This is a genomic window from Cupriavidus sp. R6-3, assembly GCF_059772245.1.
In genome coordinates, this window is the sequence record NZ_JCBAJO010000012.1 from 22,019 (window position 1) to 38,008 (window position 15,990).

Genomic DNA, 15,990 nt, shown 5'->3' on the forward strand with positions numbered 1-15,990 from the left:
GCAGCCCGCGCGGAAGCGGGCGATTGCGTGCTGTTCTCGACCGCCGATTGGGACGAGCCCTACTGGACCAACAAGCAGCATATGGCCTGCGAGCTGGCGGGACTCGGCTGGCGGGTGCTGTATGTCGAAAGCGTGGGCCTGCGTACGCCCCGCATGGCCAGCGGCAGAGACTGGAAGCGGCTCTGGCGGCGGCTCTGGCGCGGCATGCAGTCGGTCGTGATCGGCCCACCGCGGCGGCGCGACAATATCTGGGTGCTGTCGCCGCTGATCGTGCCGGCCAAGCATCATTGGCCGGTTGTCCGCTGGATCAACCAGGGATTGCTGCGGCACGCGCTGGGCCGATTCCTGCGCGCCAGGCGTTTCGCGCGTCCTCTGGTGTGGACCTACCACCCATACATGCAGAACGCGATCGCGCACATGCCGCGCGGTCCGCTGGTCTATCACTGTGTCGACGATCTGTCGGCGGTGCCCGGCGTCGATGTGGCGGCGTTCGACGCCGCCGAGCGAAGCCTGCTGCAGGCATGCGATGCGGTGTTCGTCACGGCTCGTGCGCTCGAGGAGCGCTGCCGCCCCTTCAATCCGAACACGTATTTTCTTCCCAATGTGGCGGACGATCGCCACTTCGGCAAGGCGATGAATGCCGGACCGCTGCCCGGTGACCTCGCTGCGATTCCGACCCCGCGCCTCGTCTATCACGGCGTGTTGTCGGACTTCAAGGTCGACTTTGCGCTGCTGCTGGAGGTCGCCCGGCGGCGGCCGGATTGGCAATGGGTGCTGATCGGCGAGCAGCGCGAGGGGCAGCAGAGTCCGCTGGTCGATGCACTTGCAGCGTTGCCCAACGTGCATCTGCTGGGCTACCGCAGCTATGCGCAATTGCCGGACTATCTGCGCGGCATGCAGGTCGGCCTGCTGCCGACACTGATCAACGAATACACCAGATCGATGTTTCCAATGAAGTTCTTCGAATATCTGGGGGCTGGCCTGCCGGTGGTGTCCACCCCGCTGGCGTTCGCCGAGAGCGGTCCGGCCGGCCTGGAAATCGGCGCCGACGCGGCGGCGTTCGAAGCTGCGATCGAGCGTCAGCTGCGGCGCGGACGGCTGAGCCAGGACGAGGCACGCCGCTTCGTCGGCGACAACACATGGCAGGCGCGTACCGCGCGCATGCTCGAACGCATCCGGACGTTGGAGGCCAGACCATGAAGGTGATGTTCGCCACGTATCCGATGGCGTTCCATACGCCGGGCGGTGGGGAGATCCAGCTGCTCGCCTATCGCAAGCATCTGCCCGCGCATGGCGTCGAAGTCGCGCTGTTCGACCAATGGGCACCGCGTTTTCTCGAGCACGATGTGGTGCACTTCTTCTCGTGCATCGGTGGGTCGGTGCACTTCTGCCATTTCGTCAAGCAGTTGGGTTTGCCGCTGGTGGTGTCGACCAGCCTGTGGATCACCGAAAGCACCCGGCATCTGTACCCGGTGGACGAGATTCGTGCCCAGCTGGCGCTGGCGGACCGGGCCGTCACCAACTCGGACATCGAGAGCGACATGCTGGCCAGCGTCCTGGACCTGCCGCGCTCGAAGTTCGCCACCGTCTACAACGGCATCGACGAGTTTTTCTTGCAGAAGGTCGGCCCGGAAGGGTTCAGGCAACGCTTCGGGATCGACGGTCCCTTCGTGTTGAACGTCGGCAATATCGAGCCCCGCAAGAACCAGCTGGCGCTCGTGCGCGCCATGAAGCGGCTGCCGCAGTGCCGGCTGGTCCTGATCGGTCATCAGCGCGATCCGGAATATGCTCGCCAGGTGCTGGAAGAGGGCGGTGCGCAGGTCAGCTACCTGGGACCGATGCCGCACGACGAAACGCTGCTGTCCGCATACACCGCATGCGAACTGTTCGCGCTTCCCAGTACTCTCGAAACGCCCGGCCTGGCGGCGCTGGAGGCGGCCGCGCAGGGAGCTCCGCTATTGTTGACGCGCGAAGGTTCCTGTCAGGAGTATTTCGGCGACCGGGCCATGTATGTCGATCCGGGATCGGTGGACGCGATCACCGACGCCCTGCGCGCCATGCTGTCGACTGGCGGGCGGGCGGGTGCGCCGGGACGGCAAGGTGCTGCGGCGTCCGCCTTCCGACCGGAGGCGTTCACCTGGTCGTCGACCACGGCCGCGCTGCGCGATGTCTACCGGCAACTCGTGTAGCCGCCTGACTGCCGACGCCGCCTCGACGCCGCACATACAAAAGAAGGGCCATACGCCTTTAGAACGATGATGAAACCGAGTTTCGCTTCCATCCCCCAGAGCAGCGCCAGACCTCGTGTCCTGATGGTCACGCATGTGATGCCGTACCCGCCCGCGGCGGGCAACGAGATCCGGATCTACAAGATGCTGTCGTGGTTCCGGCGCAAAGGATATGCGGTGACGCTGGTTCTGAAGCCGCTGGGCGACACCGAGGTCAGCAATCAATGCATTCTCGGCCTGCGCGATGTGGTCGACGATCTGCATGTGTTCGACAACCGCATCGTGCTCCCGCGGCCCGGTGGCACGATGGCCAAGCCGGTGCAGGTCGACACCGATGTTGCCGACGCCGAACTGTCCCGCATCCAGGACGGTTTCTGTCCCGACTGGTTTGCCGCCGAGGTGGCGCCGATCGTCGCCGCCGTACGGCCCGACGTGGTGATCGCCCAATACGTCTTCATGAGCCGGATCCTCGCGCTGCCGGAATGCGGGGATGCGCTGAAGATCATCGACGCCCATGATCTGTTCTGCCACAAGCAGAAGACCGTCGAACAGTACGGAATCAAGAACTACAGCCTGAGTCTGACCGAGGCGCAGGAAAGCACCTTGCTTCGCCGCGCCGACATCGTGCTCGCGATCCAGAAGGCCGAACAGGACGAGCTCCGGCAATTGGTGCCTGAAGTCGAGGCGTTGCTGACGTCGTTCGATCTGGACATCCACCATGGCGACCCCGCCGAGGTGGTGACCGACCAGGTGTTGATCGTCGCATCGAGCAATGAATTCAACGTCAAGGGAACGCAGGATTTCCTCGACTATACGTGGCCGCTGGTGCGTGCGGCGCGTCCCGGCGCGCGCCTGCGGGTGATCGGCAAGGTCTGCCAGTTCGTGCATTGCGACGATCCGACCGTATCGCTGCTGGGTTTTGTGGAGAGCCTGGAGGCGGAGTACGAGCAGGCCGCGGTAGTGGTGAATCCCTGCCGCGTCGGTACCGGCCTGAAGATCAAGACCATCGAGGCGCTGGCATGGGGCAAGGCGCATGTCGCCTGGCCTTCCGCCGCGGATGGTCTTCGGGAACTCGGCGACGTGCCGGCGGTAATCGTCCACGACGCGGTGGCGTTCGCGCGCGAGATCGCGCGCCTGCTGGCCCGGGAGCCCGAGCGCATCGCCTTGCAGCAGGCCGCCCACGCCTTCATCGAACAACATTTCGGTTCCGAAAGCGTTTATGCCGCCCTGACCGGCCGGATCGACGCATGCCGCAACCACGACATCGAACAGGTGCCAGCTTGACCAGCAAGATTGCCATCGTCATTACCCTGCCTGACGCCGCGCAGCCGCAGCAGCAGGCCGTCGCCTGCCTGGGCGCGCTGGCCGCTGCGCCGTTGCGCCAGCTCGTCGAGCGCGTCCATGTCTTCGTGCCGGCGGGCGCCACGCCGATCTCGGACGACCCGATGATCGAGACGATCCCGGTTCGCGACGCCGGCGATTACATTGCCCGGTTGAACCGCGTCGTGCATCCGCTGGCGGAAGCCGGCACGCCGGTCCTGTTTACCACGCCCGACTACGAGTTCGATGGCGAGGCGGTCGCACAGCTGCTCGAGACGCTGTCCGCGGATCCGCTATACGGCTTTGCCGTGCCGCGCACCAATACGGGCGGCTCGGCGCCCGTTCCGCGCCAGTGCGGCGAGGAAGCGCTCACCAGCCGCGAACCGCTCGCGCCTTTTCTGCAGGCCTTGCCGTCACGCTGGGGCGGAGGCATCGTCACGGCTGCCCCTGTACTCGTACGAGGCGACATGCTCTACCACTTCGGCCGGCTCGACGGCAAGGACGAGCGACTGAGCGATGCGCTCGGGAGGCTGTTCATTCGTGCCAACCGCCGAGGTTATAGCGCCGTGGTGTGCAACCGCGCGTTGTTCTTCGCCGCCGAGTCCGCGCCCTATCCGGGCCCGGCCCAGCCGCCCTCGATCGAACGGGCAGCCGACTATGCGCGCGCGATCTCGCGCCGTGCCGAGTTCCCGGAGCAGCGCTGGGAGGCGCTGCTGTGGCAACGGCTCAAGCCGAAGGCGACGCGTACCGTCTTGTTCGACATTCGCAATCTCGCTCCGGGCTACAACGGCACCGCGCAACACATCCTTTCCCTGCTTGACCCGATCGTCAGGCTTGCCGCCAGCGTGTCGGTATCCCCGCGTTTCTGGGTGCTTCCCGAGGCCGCGCAGTTCCATGGGCTGGACCGTACCATGCCCGATGCACTGATCCACACGATGCCCGACGATGCCATCTTCGACGCGGCCATCCGTCTGTCGCAACCGTGGAGCTTCAGCGAACTGCGCGATCAGGCGCGCCGCTCGACCGTGAATCTGTATCTGATCATGGACGCCATCGCCTGGGATTGCCATTACATCCGCATGCCGCATATCGACGGCGTATGGCGCGCGGCTGCCGGCTATGCCGATGGCTTCGTCTTCAACAGCGGTTATACGCGCAACGCATTTCAAGAGCGCTTCCCGGCGTCACGCGATGTGCCCAGCGCCATCTCGTACTGCTCGCTGGATCCGGCCGAATACTACGCACCGCCAACTGCGGACGCTGCCCCGGAGGGCGAGCCGTATGTACTGGTGGTCGGCAACCAGTATTACCACAAGGGCTTGCACGAAGCCGTGCGCGTGCTCGCGGCGGGCTTCCCGGAGGCCCGGATTCGTGTTCTCGGCGAAGTCGGCGAGCAGTATCCCAACGTCGAGCAACTGCCCTCCGGCATGTTGTCCAACGAAGCGGTCGATACGCTGTTCCGCGAATGCGCCTGCCTGGTTTTCCCCTCGTTCTATGAAGGGTTCGGCCTTCCCGTGCTGAAGGCGCTGTCGTTCGGTAAGCCGGTGATTGCGCGGCAAAGCCAGCTGATCGACGAGATACGGTCGCGCGTCAGTCCGGTCGATGGCATCGTGCCGTTCTCGCGGCGGACGGAACTGCTGCAGGCGGTGAGCGAGGTGCTGGAACGCAAGGAACACTGGCGGAATTGCCGGACGCAACCGCAACGGCCGGCCCAGGTCTTCGGTTGGGAGGCGGCCGCTCGCGAGGTGCTGTCGCTGGTGGACGCGTCGCTGCGCGATGCGGATGCCGGGCGCTGCCTGCAGCGGCTCGAGTTTTTCTATCGGATCGATCAATTCGACGTGGAGCGGGCCGGATGGGCCAACGCGGCGCAGAACAAGGTCATCTTCGAAGTGGAGATGGAAGAATGAAGCTGCTTACCCTGTTCGTGCGCTATGGCGATGCCGACTACCAGGGCGCGTTCAAGCGCCTGTGCCAGCTCTACCAGCGCATCGAAGGACTGGACTACGATGCCGTCCTGATCGACACGGCGCTGCCGACGGACCTCACGGTCAACCTCGGCCCGAACATCGTCATGATCGGCGGCGACAACTCGCGCCGTGAGTTCAGCGGCTGGGACACGGCGCTGGCGCGCTTTCCCGGTTTGCTGGACGAGTACGACCTCGTCCATATCGTGACGTCCGCGTTTGAGAACGAGTACAACGGCTTCTATCCGTACATCAATCGGGAGATGTTCGATTACGCGGCGAGCCACGACGATGTCGTGCTCGCCCATATCGATGCCTATCCGGACGCAGTGCGGCAGTTCGGCCGCAGGTTCCAGACCTGGGGCTGTTCCAAGTTCCTGATCGCGGTGCCCGAGCGCATCCGCAGGCTGGGCAGCTTCGTGGGCCGGTTCGGCCCGGAGGCGCTGTTCGCACCGTCGTCCGACCGTCCCTTCCGCGAAGACGCGCCCTTGTCGGCGAACTACCAGTCTTATCTGCTCGAATGGCTGACGGGCGACGGCCTGCCGCACGGCAGATGGCATTCGGTATTCGAGCTCTCGCCGCAGAACCTGCAGCGCTTCCAGGCGAAGGCAATCTCGATTCTCGACGAACATGCTCTGTCGATGCGGCTGCGCGAGACCGGCGCTCGCATTGTCGACTACACGTGGTTGCATTCCCGCGGCCTCGAGCAGGATGTCGGCAGCATCCCCGACGAGATCCAGCAGGTGCAGGAACGCAACCGGTATCTGTTCGACAATCCCATCGTCGACCGCGGCCTGGATCTTTCGGATCATCGGCATCCCCGGAGCCTGGCGACGCTGTTCCAGCGCCGGCAGCAGAGCGAGACGCCGTTCGGCCGCACGCCGGTGCTCGAAGCGCTGTGGCTGGGCAACCGTGTGCTGCGGTCGCAGTTCGATCTCGACGACCCGCTTCATTGCGCTGCCATCCACCTGAACCAGGGGGTCGCGATCGATGGCGAGCAGCGCGACTGGCTGGCCCGCCCCGATAGCACGCTGCCGCAGGATGGTTGGCTGCCGCTGACGCGTGGCCTGCATGCAATCTACCTGGCCCGCGACGACTTGCGTGCGTCGTTCGACCTGGCCACCCGAGGTGGCAGGCACCGCCTGGTGTCATGGTGGTTGCTGGAAGGGCTGCGCGATGCGCGCTACGTTGGCTTCATGCGCGATGACATGTATGCGCGCGTCGATGAAACGGTGGTGCAGGACCAGCCCTTGCCAATTACCTGCGGCTTGCACGCACTGTGCGAAGCTCGTGACGATTTGCGCGAGCAGGCCGATCTCTCGACGGAGGCGGGCCGGCGAACGCTGCTTTCCTGGTGGATGCTCGAAGGCATCCATGATTCCGCACTGAGGACATGCATGCCCGCGGCGCTGTACGCCGAGCCGTCCGCGCAGGTCCCGCAGGATGCCGCCATTCCGCTGACGCGCGGTTTGCTCGCGCTTCGCGCTGCGCGGCAGGATCTGAGTGGCATGGATCCGGCCACGCAGGAAGGGCGCGAGCGGCTCGCGTCGTGGTGGGTACTGGACGGACGCCACGAATCCCGGCCCATCTCCATAGTGCGGCCCGAGGAGTATGCGGAGGTCGACCCGGCGATCGTGCAGGACGCGTTGCTGCCCATCACCAAGGGCGTCCATGCCGTCTGCATGGCGCGCTCGGATTTGCGCGGCCAGATCGACCTGGCGACATCCGAAGGCAGGGCCAGGCTGGTCCAATGGTGGATTCGCGAGGGCGCTGGCACGCCGGCATTCGACGGCTTCATGCCGATCGCCTTCTATCATGAACTGGCGCGCAATATCGCGCAGGATGCGCCGCTGCCGATTACGCGCGGCATCCAGGCCCTGCATGCGGCCCGGGACGATCTGCGCGAGTTCGCCGATCTGTCGAGTACGGAAGGGCGCGCGGCGTTCGTGTCGTGGTGGATCCGCGAGGTGCCAGGTAACGCGTTTCTTGCCCAACTGATCTCCCGCGACCAGCTGCAGCAGCCCGACGCCACGGTGACGCAGGACCAGCAGGTTCCCATTACGCGGGCGATGCGAGCCATGTACACGGCGCTCGCTGGCGGGCCGGGAACCGACAAGGCCTTGCAGAAAGCGGAAGGCCGCGCCGAACTGGTGGCGTGGTGGAGCGAGCAGCTGTTGCGCGGCGCGGTTCCCCGCGCGTTGCTGCCCACCGATGCGACGCTCGGCATCTCCGATCCGACGCAGCCGGGCAATGAAAGCGACGCGGTGCATCCGCTCGCCGCAGCCGCGTATGCCCAGCGGTCGGATCTGCGCGATGCCTTCGACACCAGCACGGCCGAAGGCCGCCGCGCGCTCAACTTGTGGCTGTTCAACTTCGGCAAGTACGAGCTGCGCCTGCATATCGAGGACGAAGCGCCGCCGATGCATGAAGCGCGGCGTCCGCAGGATGGCGCGACCGCCGGCAAGTTCCTGCGCGGCGGCGTCAATATCGTCGGTTTCGGCCGCGGCGAGCTCGGCATCGGCGAGGACGTCAGAATGGCGGCGCTGGCGCTGCGGCACGTCGACATGGACCTGTGCGCGCCTGCCATCCCGCTGGCGATCGGGGCGCGCCAGCAGGATCTGTCGCTGCGCGCCTACGAGGTGGAGGCGCCGCTGTACAACACCAACCTCGTGTTTCTGCCGCATTACGAGACGATCCGGCTGGTAGGCGCCACCGGCGAGACGATGTTCGGTGACCGCTACAACATTGGCTGTTGGCAGTGGGAGTTGCCCGCCTATCCGCGCGGCATGGAACTGGCGCTTGAACTGGTCGACGAGGTCTGGTCGAGCACGCGCTTCACCGCCGAGGCGATGCGCGGTGCCACCGACAAGCCTGTGCTGGTGATGCCGATGGCGGTCGCGCTGCCGCCGTTGAGCCGCGCCTACACGAGGGCGGAGTTCGGCCTGCCCGAGGACGCGTTTGTCTTCCTCAATATTCTGGACGGCAATTCCAGCGTTCATCGCAAGAATCCCCTCGCAGTGATCAAGGCGTTCCAGCGTGCGTTCCCCCCCGGCACGCCCGGTGTTCACCTGCTGTTCAAGACCATGAACATGGGGAATGCGTCGGGCCAATGGGCCGAGGTGCTGTCGCTCTGTCGAGACGATCCGCGTGTTTCCATCATTTCCGAAGCGATTGAGCGCGAGGCGGTGATCGGGCTGCAATCCGTCTGCGATTGCTTCGTGTCGCTGCATCGGGCGGAGGGCTTTGGTCGCAATATCGCCGAAGCCATGCTGCTGGAAAAGCCGGTGATCGCATCGGCGTTCTCCGGCAATACGGACTTCACCAACGACACGACGGCGTTCATGGTCGGTGGCGAAGCGGTTGCGGTTGGCGCCGGCGAGTATGCCTTCGCGGAAGGCCAGCATTGGTGGGATGCCGACGTCGCGTCGGCGGCATCGCAGATGCGGCGTTGTGTCGAGGACGAGGCAGAGCGCCGGCAGCGCGCACTGGCGGGCAAGCATTTCGTGCTGGCTCACTATTCGCCGGAAGCGGTGGGGCGCAACTATCTCGAACGGCTGCAGCAATTGGACGCCGCGAGCAAGGGGGCCGCATGACGCTATTCATCGCCGCACCGGACATCCACGTCGGCGACGCCGTAGGCAATCACTGCCTCGGTATTGCCCGTGCCGCGCAGCGGCTGGGCGTGCCTGCGCGAGCCTGCGCGAAACACTTCACTGGCGACGTCGAGCCGCTGGATGCGCTGTTCGAGCAGATCCAGCCGCAAGATACGCTGCTGGTCAGCTATTCGATCTACGACCCGATGCTCGAGCGCCTGCTCGCGCTGGAAAATCGCAAGCTGTGCTATTTCCATGGCGTGACGGAGCCGGAGCTGCTGCGTGAGTTCGAGCCCGTTACGGCAGATTTGTGCGCCCGCTCGCTGGAGCAGTACCCGCTGCTGCGCCAGTTCGACCTGGTCATGGCCAATTCCCGGCTCACTGCGGCATCGCTGGCGCCGCATCTGCGGGCCGACGAGATCCTGGTGATTCCGCCGGTATGGCCGGATATGCCTCTGTTTCGCCATGTCCCCGCCGAGCAGGCCGAGCGCGACGGCCAGCTGACGTTGCTCGTGGTCGGGCGGGTCGTCCCGCACAAGCGGGTCGAGGACGCCATCGAGATCCTGGCGCTGGTCCGCGAAGCCGGTGTCGACGCAAGGCTTGAAATCGTCGGCGGTGCGCCCAATGGCGTCTATCTCGCTTTCCTGCGCGAGCGCGCGCTGCAGCGCCGCGTGGCCGAGCATGTCGAGATCACGGGCATGATCGACGACGAGAGCCTGTTCGCGCGCTTCGACCGCGCTGGCGCGTTGTTGTCCGTCAGCCAGCACGAAGGATTCTGCGTGCCGGTACTCGAGGCCATGCATCTGGGCGTGCCGACCTTCGTGCGCTCCGGCACGGCCGCGAGCGAGGTCGGGGCCGAAGCCACCATCTCGTTCGACACGCTGGACCAGGCTCGCGCGGCGATCCTGCAGATGCATGGCGACCCGGCACGCCGCGCCGCCATGGTCCAGGCGGGCAAACGGCGCGCCGCGGCCGTGCTGGCGCAGGCCGACGACAAGGCCCTCGCCGCGGTGCTGTCGGTGCCGCGCCAGGCGAACAACTTCTAGCTGGATATCATCTTGTCCGATCCTCGTGTATTGATCACCACCTATCACCAAGCGTTTTTGGTGCGCGGCGGCGGCGAGTACGAAATCTTCTCGGTGGCCGACAGCCTGAAGCAGCGCGGTCTGATCGTGGATATCTATGGGCCCTATTCCCGGGACATGGAGAACTACGATGTCGTGCTGCATTTTTCGGTGCACGGTGGCGGCATCGAGCTGTTGCAGGAATTGAAGGCTACCGGCAAGCCCGTCGCGCTGTGGCCCAACCTGTGGGTCAGGGACATTGGCAATGCGCCGGTCGATCTGGTCAATCGGCATGTTGATCTTGCCGACGCGGTGATTTTCAAGTCGGACGCGGAACTCGCGCACTTCCGCGAGCGCTTCAGGCTGCCCGCCGAAAAGGAGCGCCGTGTCACGGTCGGAGCCGACGCGGCCTACATCAAGCAGGCGCCGCAGGGCTTGTTCCGCAGCCTGTACGGCCTGGACCGCTACGCGATCTGGTTTGGCGTGATCGAGCCGAACAAGAACCAGCTGGCCGCGATCCGTGTGCTGCGCGAAAAGGGCATCCCGCTGGTGCTGGTCGGACGTAGCCGCGAGGAAGCGTACTTCCGCCAGTGCCGCGACGCCGGCGGTGACAACGTGCTGTTCATCAAGGGACTGCCGCAAAAGTCGGAAATCGTCCGCAGCGCGCTGCAGGAGGCCCTGTTCTACATAGAGGTTTCTCATGAGCCGCCGGGATTGTCCGCCATCGAGGCGGGCCTGTCCGGCTGCCGCCTGCTGTTGAGCGACTCGGCCTGGTCGCGGGAGCACTTCGGCGATCATGCGGTCTACGCCGATCCTGGCAGCGACGAGGCGATCGCCGGTGCCGTGGACCAGGTGCTGGCGTTGCCCACCGATACCACTTCGCTGGTCGATGACATGCGCCGCTTCTGCCTTCCCGGCGCGATCAATCCGCTGATCGATATCCTGCGGAGCATCGCCAGATGATGCTCTATCTGGTGCGCCATGGCCGTTCCGTGGCCAACGATGCCGGGCTGGTCACCGGCACCACCGCCGACGAGCTCGACGCCATCGGGCTCGCGCAGGTGGAGCGCATGGCGGCGTGGTTGTCCCGTGCCGGCATCGTGGCCGATCGTTACATGACAAGCCAGTGGCGCCGAGCCCAGCAGACCGCGCGCGGGCTGATGCCAAGCGTGGATTGGGAGATCGACGCCCGGCTGGGTGAGACCGATGCCGGCGAAGTTGCCGACTGGCAGCTCGCGCGCTTTCTTGCGCAATGGCCTGACTTTTACGCGGATCCGGGCAATCGCTATCCGGGCGGCGAGTCGCATCTCGAGCTGAACAGCCGCGTGCTGGGTTGGCTCGACGATCAACTGGCGCGGCCGGCCGATGCGTTGATGGTGGTGGCTCATTCCGGCCCGATCTCCTGCATCCTGCAGCATATCCACGGTGTGGACATGGCGCGCTTTCCGGCCTTCCTGCCGGCCCATGCCAGCCTGTCGGCGATCGAAATGGTGCGCGGCGACGACGCGTGGCACGGCCGCCTGCTCGGCTTCGCGCTGGGGCCCCTGGAGAACCTGCCGGTCTCGATCCATGGGAGTCGGGGGAGGGCGGCATCGTGAAGGTCGTCGCATTGCATCGCGAGTCGCACGTGGCGCAGGGCGTACCGTCGTTGTCCGTCGCGGCCCGTATCACCGAGGTGCTCGAGTTCATGGAATCGCGCGGCCAGTTGGTGTTCACGGCGATTTCCGAGAACGACGAAGCGGCGCGCAACGGCGTCGATTGGGCCGATGTACTGATTCTCAGCAAGCACAGCTCTCAACGTGCTCTGGATCTCGTTCGCCATGCCCGCGCCCGCGGCGTGCGCGTCATCTACGACATCGACGACTGGATCTTTTCCTTTCCGAGCTACAGCGGCGCCCAGGCTCACAACAGCAAGGTCGCGCTGATCCGCGAAATTCTGGGGCTGTGCGATGTCGTGACGGTGGCGAACGCCGTCCTGCTCGACAAGGTCCGTCCGTATGTCGCGGAACCCGTGCTGGTGCCGAATGGAATGTGGGTGGAGAAATATGCGGCGGGCCCGGTCGAGGAAGCCATGCCGCCGCGCATCGTCTTCACCAACGCAGACTTCCTGAAGATGCAGAGCGCGAAAGACATGCTGCTGACCGCGCTCCAGGTCTTTTTCCTGCGCCATCCCGACTACGCCCTGGACTTCTATGGCGACCCTTTCCCGGAGATGTTCTCGCTGCCGTTCCTGCATTTCACCAACCGGATGCCGTACGCCGACTACATGCGCGCACTGGTTTCGGGCCGCTATCAGTTCGCCATCACGCCGCTGGGCGGAAGCGAGGACGCCGAGGCTGCCGAGTTCAACGCCTGCAAGAACCCGTTCAAATATCTGAACTACGGTACCGCGCGCGTGCCGGGCATCTATTCGTCGGCACCGATTTACCAGGGTTGCGTGGTACCCGAACGCACCGGCCTGCTGGTTGGCAACGACTTCCAGGAGTGGGTGGACGCGCTCGAGCGCCTTGCCGGAGACCGTGAGCTGCGGCACCGGATCCGCGATGCGGCGTTCGACGACGTCGTGCGCAGCCATCACGTGGAAGCGAGCGCCGCGGCGCTCGCCGCCGTGCTATGAGGCCAGCGATGATGGCCGCAACCACCGTGGCAAAGGGAGAACGGCGACCGCTGCGGGTGCTGCACGTCTATCGGACCTATTTCCCGGATCCGCCCGGGGGGCTGCAGGAAGCCATCCGGCAGATCGCGCTCGGTTGCCAGGCTTACGGCGTCGAGAGCCGCATCTTCACGCTGTCGCCAAATCCGGCGCCCTCGCGGATCGCTCTTCCGGAAGGGGCCGTGCTGCGCAGTCGCTCCTGGGCCGCGCCGGCGTCGTGCGATCTCGGGGGAATCGGGGCCGTGCTGCGCTATCGGCAGGCGGCGAGCTGGGCCGATGTGGTCAATTTCCACTTCCCGTGGCCGTTCGGCGATGTCCTTCATCTGCTCGGCGACAACAGCCGTCCCGCGGTGATGACCTACCACTCGGATATCGTGCGGCAACGCCTGTTGGGCCAGGTCTACGGCCCGCTGATGCGTCGCACGTTGCGGGCGATGGACGCCGTGGTGGCGACATCGCCCGCATACGCCCAGACCAGCGAGGTGCTGAAGGCCAACGTCGCGCCGCAACGGCTGCGCGTCATTCCACTCGGCATGGCTGACCTTGCCGAGACAGCGCCGAATGCCGGCGAGGCGGAGTCCCTGTTGCAGCGCTTCCGCCTGAGCGGAAGGCCGTTTCTCCTCGCGCTCGGCGTACTGCGCTACTACAAGGGACTGCATTCCCTGATCGAGGCGGCACCGGCCATCGCCGGCGATATCGTCATCGCGGGGTCCGGTCCGGAGATGGAGCGGCTGCGCACGCTGGCGGCCCGGAAGGGCGCCACCAACGTTGTCTTTGCCGGCCAGGTTTCCGATGCCGAGAAGGCTGCGCTGCTGCGTGGCTGCCGCGCGCTGGTGCTGGCGTCGCAATTGCGATCGGAGGCATTCGGCATGGTGCTGGTGGAGGCATCCATGTTCGCCAGGCCGATGGTTTCCTGCGAGATCGGTACCGGGACCTCCTACGTCAATGCCGATGGTGTGACGGGTTTCGTGGTGCCGCCGGAATCTCCGTCCGAACTGGCGGCCGCCGCTTCCCGGTTGCTGGATGACGACGCGCTCGCCGAGCGCATGGGCCGTGCCGCGCGCTCGCGTTACGAGCAGCTGTTCTCGGGCGCGGCGCTCGGGCGCGCGTACAGCGATCTCTATCAAGAGGTCGTGGCAGCGCGCGCAGCCGGCCGCTCCACGCAGCAGGCGTAGCGCGCGTCTACGCAGGGACGACAAACATGGAGGCGCGATGGAACATGTTCTATTGACGGGCTCTGGCGGGTTCGTCGGCGCGGCGTTATTGCGTGCGCTGGCAGCCGTTCAGGCGCGGACCACCTGCGTCGTCCGCGGTGTCGCACGGCAGCCGGCAGAACAGCGGCGCGAACTCGTCGTCGCCGATGACTTCGCCGATATCGAGGCCGTATGGCCCGACTCGTTGCGGCCGGATTGTGTCATCCATCTGGCGGCACGCGTCCATGTCATGCGCGATCGTGCGCCCGATCCGCTGGCCGCTTTCCGCGCGACCAACGTCGAAGGGACGTTGCGTGTTGCCCGTGCCGCGGCGCGGGCCGGCGTACGGCGCTTTGTCTATGTCAGCAGCATCAAGGCGGTGGCCGAGGTGGATCCCGGACGTCCGCTCCGCGAGAGCGACACGCCGGAACCGGTCGATCCCTACGGCATATCGAAGCGGGAAGCGGAGCAAGCCCTGGCTGCACTGTGCCAGGACCATGGGATGGAATGGACCGTGGTGCGCCCGCCGCTCGTCTACGGCCCGGGCGTCAGCGCGAACTTCCGCAGCCTGCTTGGCGCGGTCGCACGCGGCGTACCGCTGCCGCTGGCATACGCCAATGCGCCGCGCAGCCTGGTGGCTGTCGACAACCTCGCCGACGCGCTGCTGGCCTGTGCGCGCCACCCCGCCGCGGCAGGCCAGATTTTCCATGTGACCGATGGCGAGGACGTCACGGTAGCGCAACTGGCCCGGTTGATGGGCGAGGCGCTGGACCGGCCTGCCCGCCTGGTGCCGGTGCCGCTGACGTTGCTCAACCTCGCCGGGGCCTTGACGGGCCGGCGCGATGCCGTCGCCCGGCTGGTCGAGCCGCTTCGGGTCGACAGTGGCAAGATCGCCGGCGAACTGGGCTGGCGCCCGCCACTGACATTGCGCGAGGCACTGAAGCAGACGGCGGATTGGTATCGGGAACAAACGGGGAGCGAGATCGCGCATGCCGTTCGCTAGCCACTTGCTGCTGCCTGCGGCGCTCGCCTTCGTCGCCAACGCGGCACTGCTCTATCTGTTGCTTCGTACCGGCCTCGCGTGGCGGCTGGCCCTCGACGTGCCGAACGCACGCTCGCTGCATCAGCGTCCGACGCCGCGGGTTGGCGGTGTTGGCGTGACGCTTGTCAGCGCGATATCGATCGCCGTGTTTGCGCCCGCGTTGAGCGCCCTGGCGGGACTCGCGCTGGCGCTCGGCATGCTGTCCCTGGCCGACGATCGATGGGGCATGCCGGCACGCTACCGCTTCGCCGCGCATCTGGCCGCCGCCGCCGCCTTGCTCTGGCTGCTGCCGCTGCCGCCCGGGCTCTGGATGCTCGCGCCGGTGCTGGCGGTCGCCGTCGTGTGGGCGGTGAATCTGTACAACTTCATGGATGGAGCGGATGGCCTGGCTGGAGGCATGGCCGTGATCGGCTTCGGCGCCTACGCCGTATGCGCCGGCCCGGCACATGTCGACCTGGCGATCGCCTCGATCATCGTGGCCGCCGCCGCCGCGGGGTTTCTTGTCTACAACTATCCGCCGGCCCGCATGTTTCTCGGCGATGCCGGCTCCGTGCCGCTCGGCTTTCTGGCGGCGGCGCTGGGCTACTGGGGCTGGCAGGAACAGGCCTGGCCGTTCTGGTTCCCCGCCTTCGTGTTCGGGCCCTTCGTCGCCGATGCGACCGTCACCCTGTTGCGCCGCCTCGTCAATGGGGAGCGCTTCTGGGAAGCCCATCGGACGCACTACTATCAACGGATGGTGCAGATGTCCGCCGGCCATCGCGGCGTGGTGCTGCGGTGGTATGTCTTGATGCTCGTCGGTACAATTCTTGCCGTCATGTCGGTCGACATGACCGGGTGGGAAGCAGGTGCGGTGATGGTGACATGGGGATTGCTGCTGATCGGTCTTGGCCTGATGATCGATCGTCGCTGGCGTCAATTTAAGTCCGGTTAGAT

At 65.9% G+C, this 15,990-nt stretch carries 12 protein-coding genes; all 12 read left to right on the plus strand.

Features of this window, described 5'->3' with window-relative positions:
- The first annotated feature begins 81 nt into the window (after positions 1-81).
- The gene (locus tag AC6EI8_RS04340; protein WP_498381386.1) at positions 82-1,200 is read left to right on the plus strand and encodes a glycosyltransferase; all 1,119 of its coding nucleotides are present in this window, start codon (positions 82-84) and stop codon (positions 1,198-1,200) included.
- Entirely contained in the window at positions 1,197-2,189 is a 993-nt protein-coding gene (locus AC6EI8_RS04345; RefSeq protein WP_498381367.1) for a glycosyltransferase family 4 protein, read from the plus strand. The genes AC6EI8_RS04340 and AC6EI8_RS04345 overlap by 4 nt, the downstream gene beginning before the upstream one ends.
- 138 nt (positions 2,190-2,327) lie before the next feature.
- Positions 2,328-3,512, plus strand: a complete 1,185-nt coding sequence (locus tag AC6EI8_RS04350) for a glycosyltransferase family 4 protein (RefSeq protein ID WP_498381368.1) — start codon at positions 2,328-2,330, stop codon at positions 3,510-3,512.
- A 1,115-nt stretch (positions 3,513-4,627) separates the two neighbouring features.
- Positions 4,628-5,455: a glycosyltransferase family 4 protein gene (locus AC6EI8_RS04355; protein ID WP_498381387.1), complete on the plus strand. Its 828-nt coding sequence runs from the start codon at positions 4,628-4,630 to the stop codon at positions 5,453-5,455.
- Entirely contained in the window at positions 5,401-9,105 is a 3,705-nt protein-coding gene (locus tag AC6EI8_RS04360; protein ID WP_498381369.1) for a glycosyltransferase, read from the plus strand. Before AC6EI8_RS04355 ends, AC6EI8_RS04360 begins: the two co-directional genes overlap by 55 nt.
- The gene (locus AC6EI8_RS04365; protein WP_498381370.1) at positions 9,102-10,151 is read left to right on the plus strand and encodes a glycosyltransferase; all 1,050 of its coding nucleotides are present in this window, start codon (positions 9,102-9,104) and stop codon (positions 10,149-10,151) included. The genes AC6EI8_RS04360 and AC6EI8_RS04365 overlap by 4 nt, the downstream gene beginning before the upstream one ends.
- Before the next feature lie 12 nt (positions 10,152-10,163).
- Entirely contained in the window at positions 10,164-11,132 is a 969-nt protein-coding gene (locus tag AC6EI8_RS04370; protein ID WP_498381371.1) for a glycosyltransferase, read from the plus strand.
- Positions 11,129-11,767: a histidine phosphatase family protein gene (locus AC6EI8_RS04375; RefSeq protein ID WP_498381372.1), complete on the plus strand. Its 639-nt coding sequence runs from the start codon at positions 11,129-11,131 to the stop codon at positions 11,765-11,767. Before AC6EI8_RS04370 ends, AC6EI8_RS04375 begins: the two co-directional genes overlap by 4 nt.
- Complete coding sequence (locus AC6EI8_RS04380; protein WP_498381373.1) at positions 11,764-12,786, plus strand: glycosyltransferase family protein; 1,023 nt, start codon at positions 11,764-11,766, stop codon at positions 12,784-12,786. Before AC6EI8_RS04375 ends, AC6EI8_RS04380 begins: the two co-directional genes overlap by 4 nt.
- A gap of 50 nt (positions 12,787-12,836) precedes the next feature.
- Positions 12,837-13,997 (plus strand): glycosyltransferase, encoded by a 1,161-nt coding sequence (locus AC6EI8_RS04385; RefSeq protein WP_498381388.1) that lies wholly within the window; start codon positions 12,837-12,839, stop codon positions 13,995-13,997.
- Between the two features lie 37 nt (positions 13,998-14,034).
- The gene (locus AC6EI8_RS04390; protein ID WP_498381374.1) at positions 14,035-15,018 is read left to right on the plus strand and encodes an NAD-dependent epimerase/dehydratase family protein; all 984 of its coding nucleotides are present in this window, start codon (positions 14,035-14,037) and stop codon (positions 15,016-15,018) included.
- Positions 15,005-15,988, plus strand: a complete 984-nt coding sequence (locus tag AC6EI8_RS04395) for an MraY family glycosyltransferase (RefSeq protein WP_498381375.1) — start codon at positions 15,005-15,007, stop codon at positions 15,986-15,988. The genes AC6EI8_RS04390 and AC6EI8_RS04395 overlap by 14 nt, the downstream gene beginning before the upstream one ends.
- The last annotated feature ends 2 nt before the right edge of the window (positions 15,989-15,990 follow it).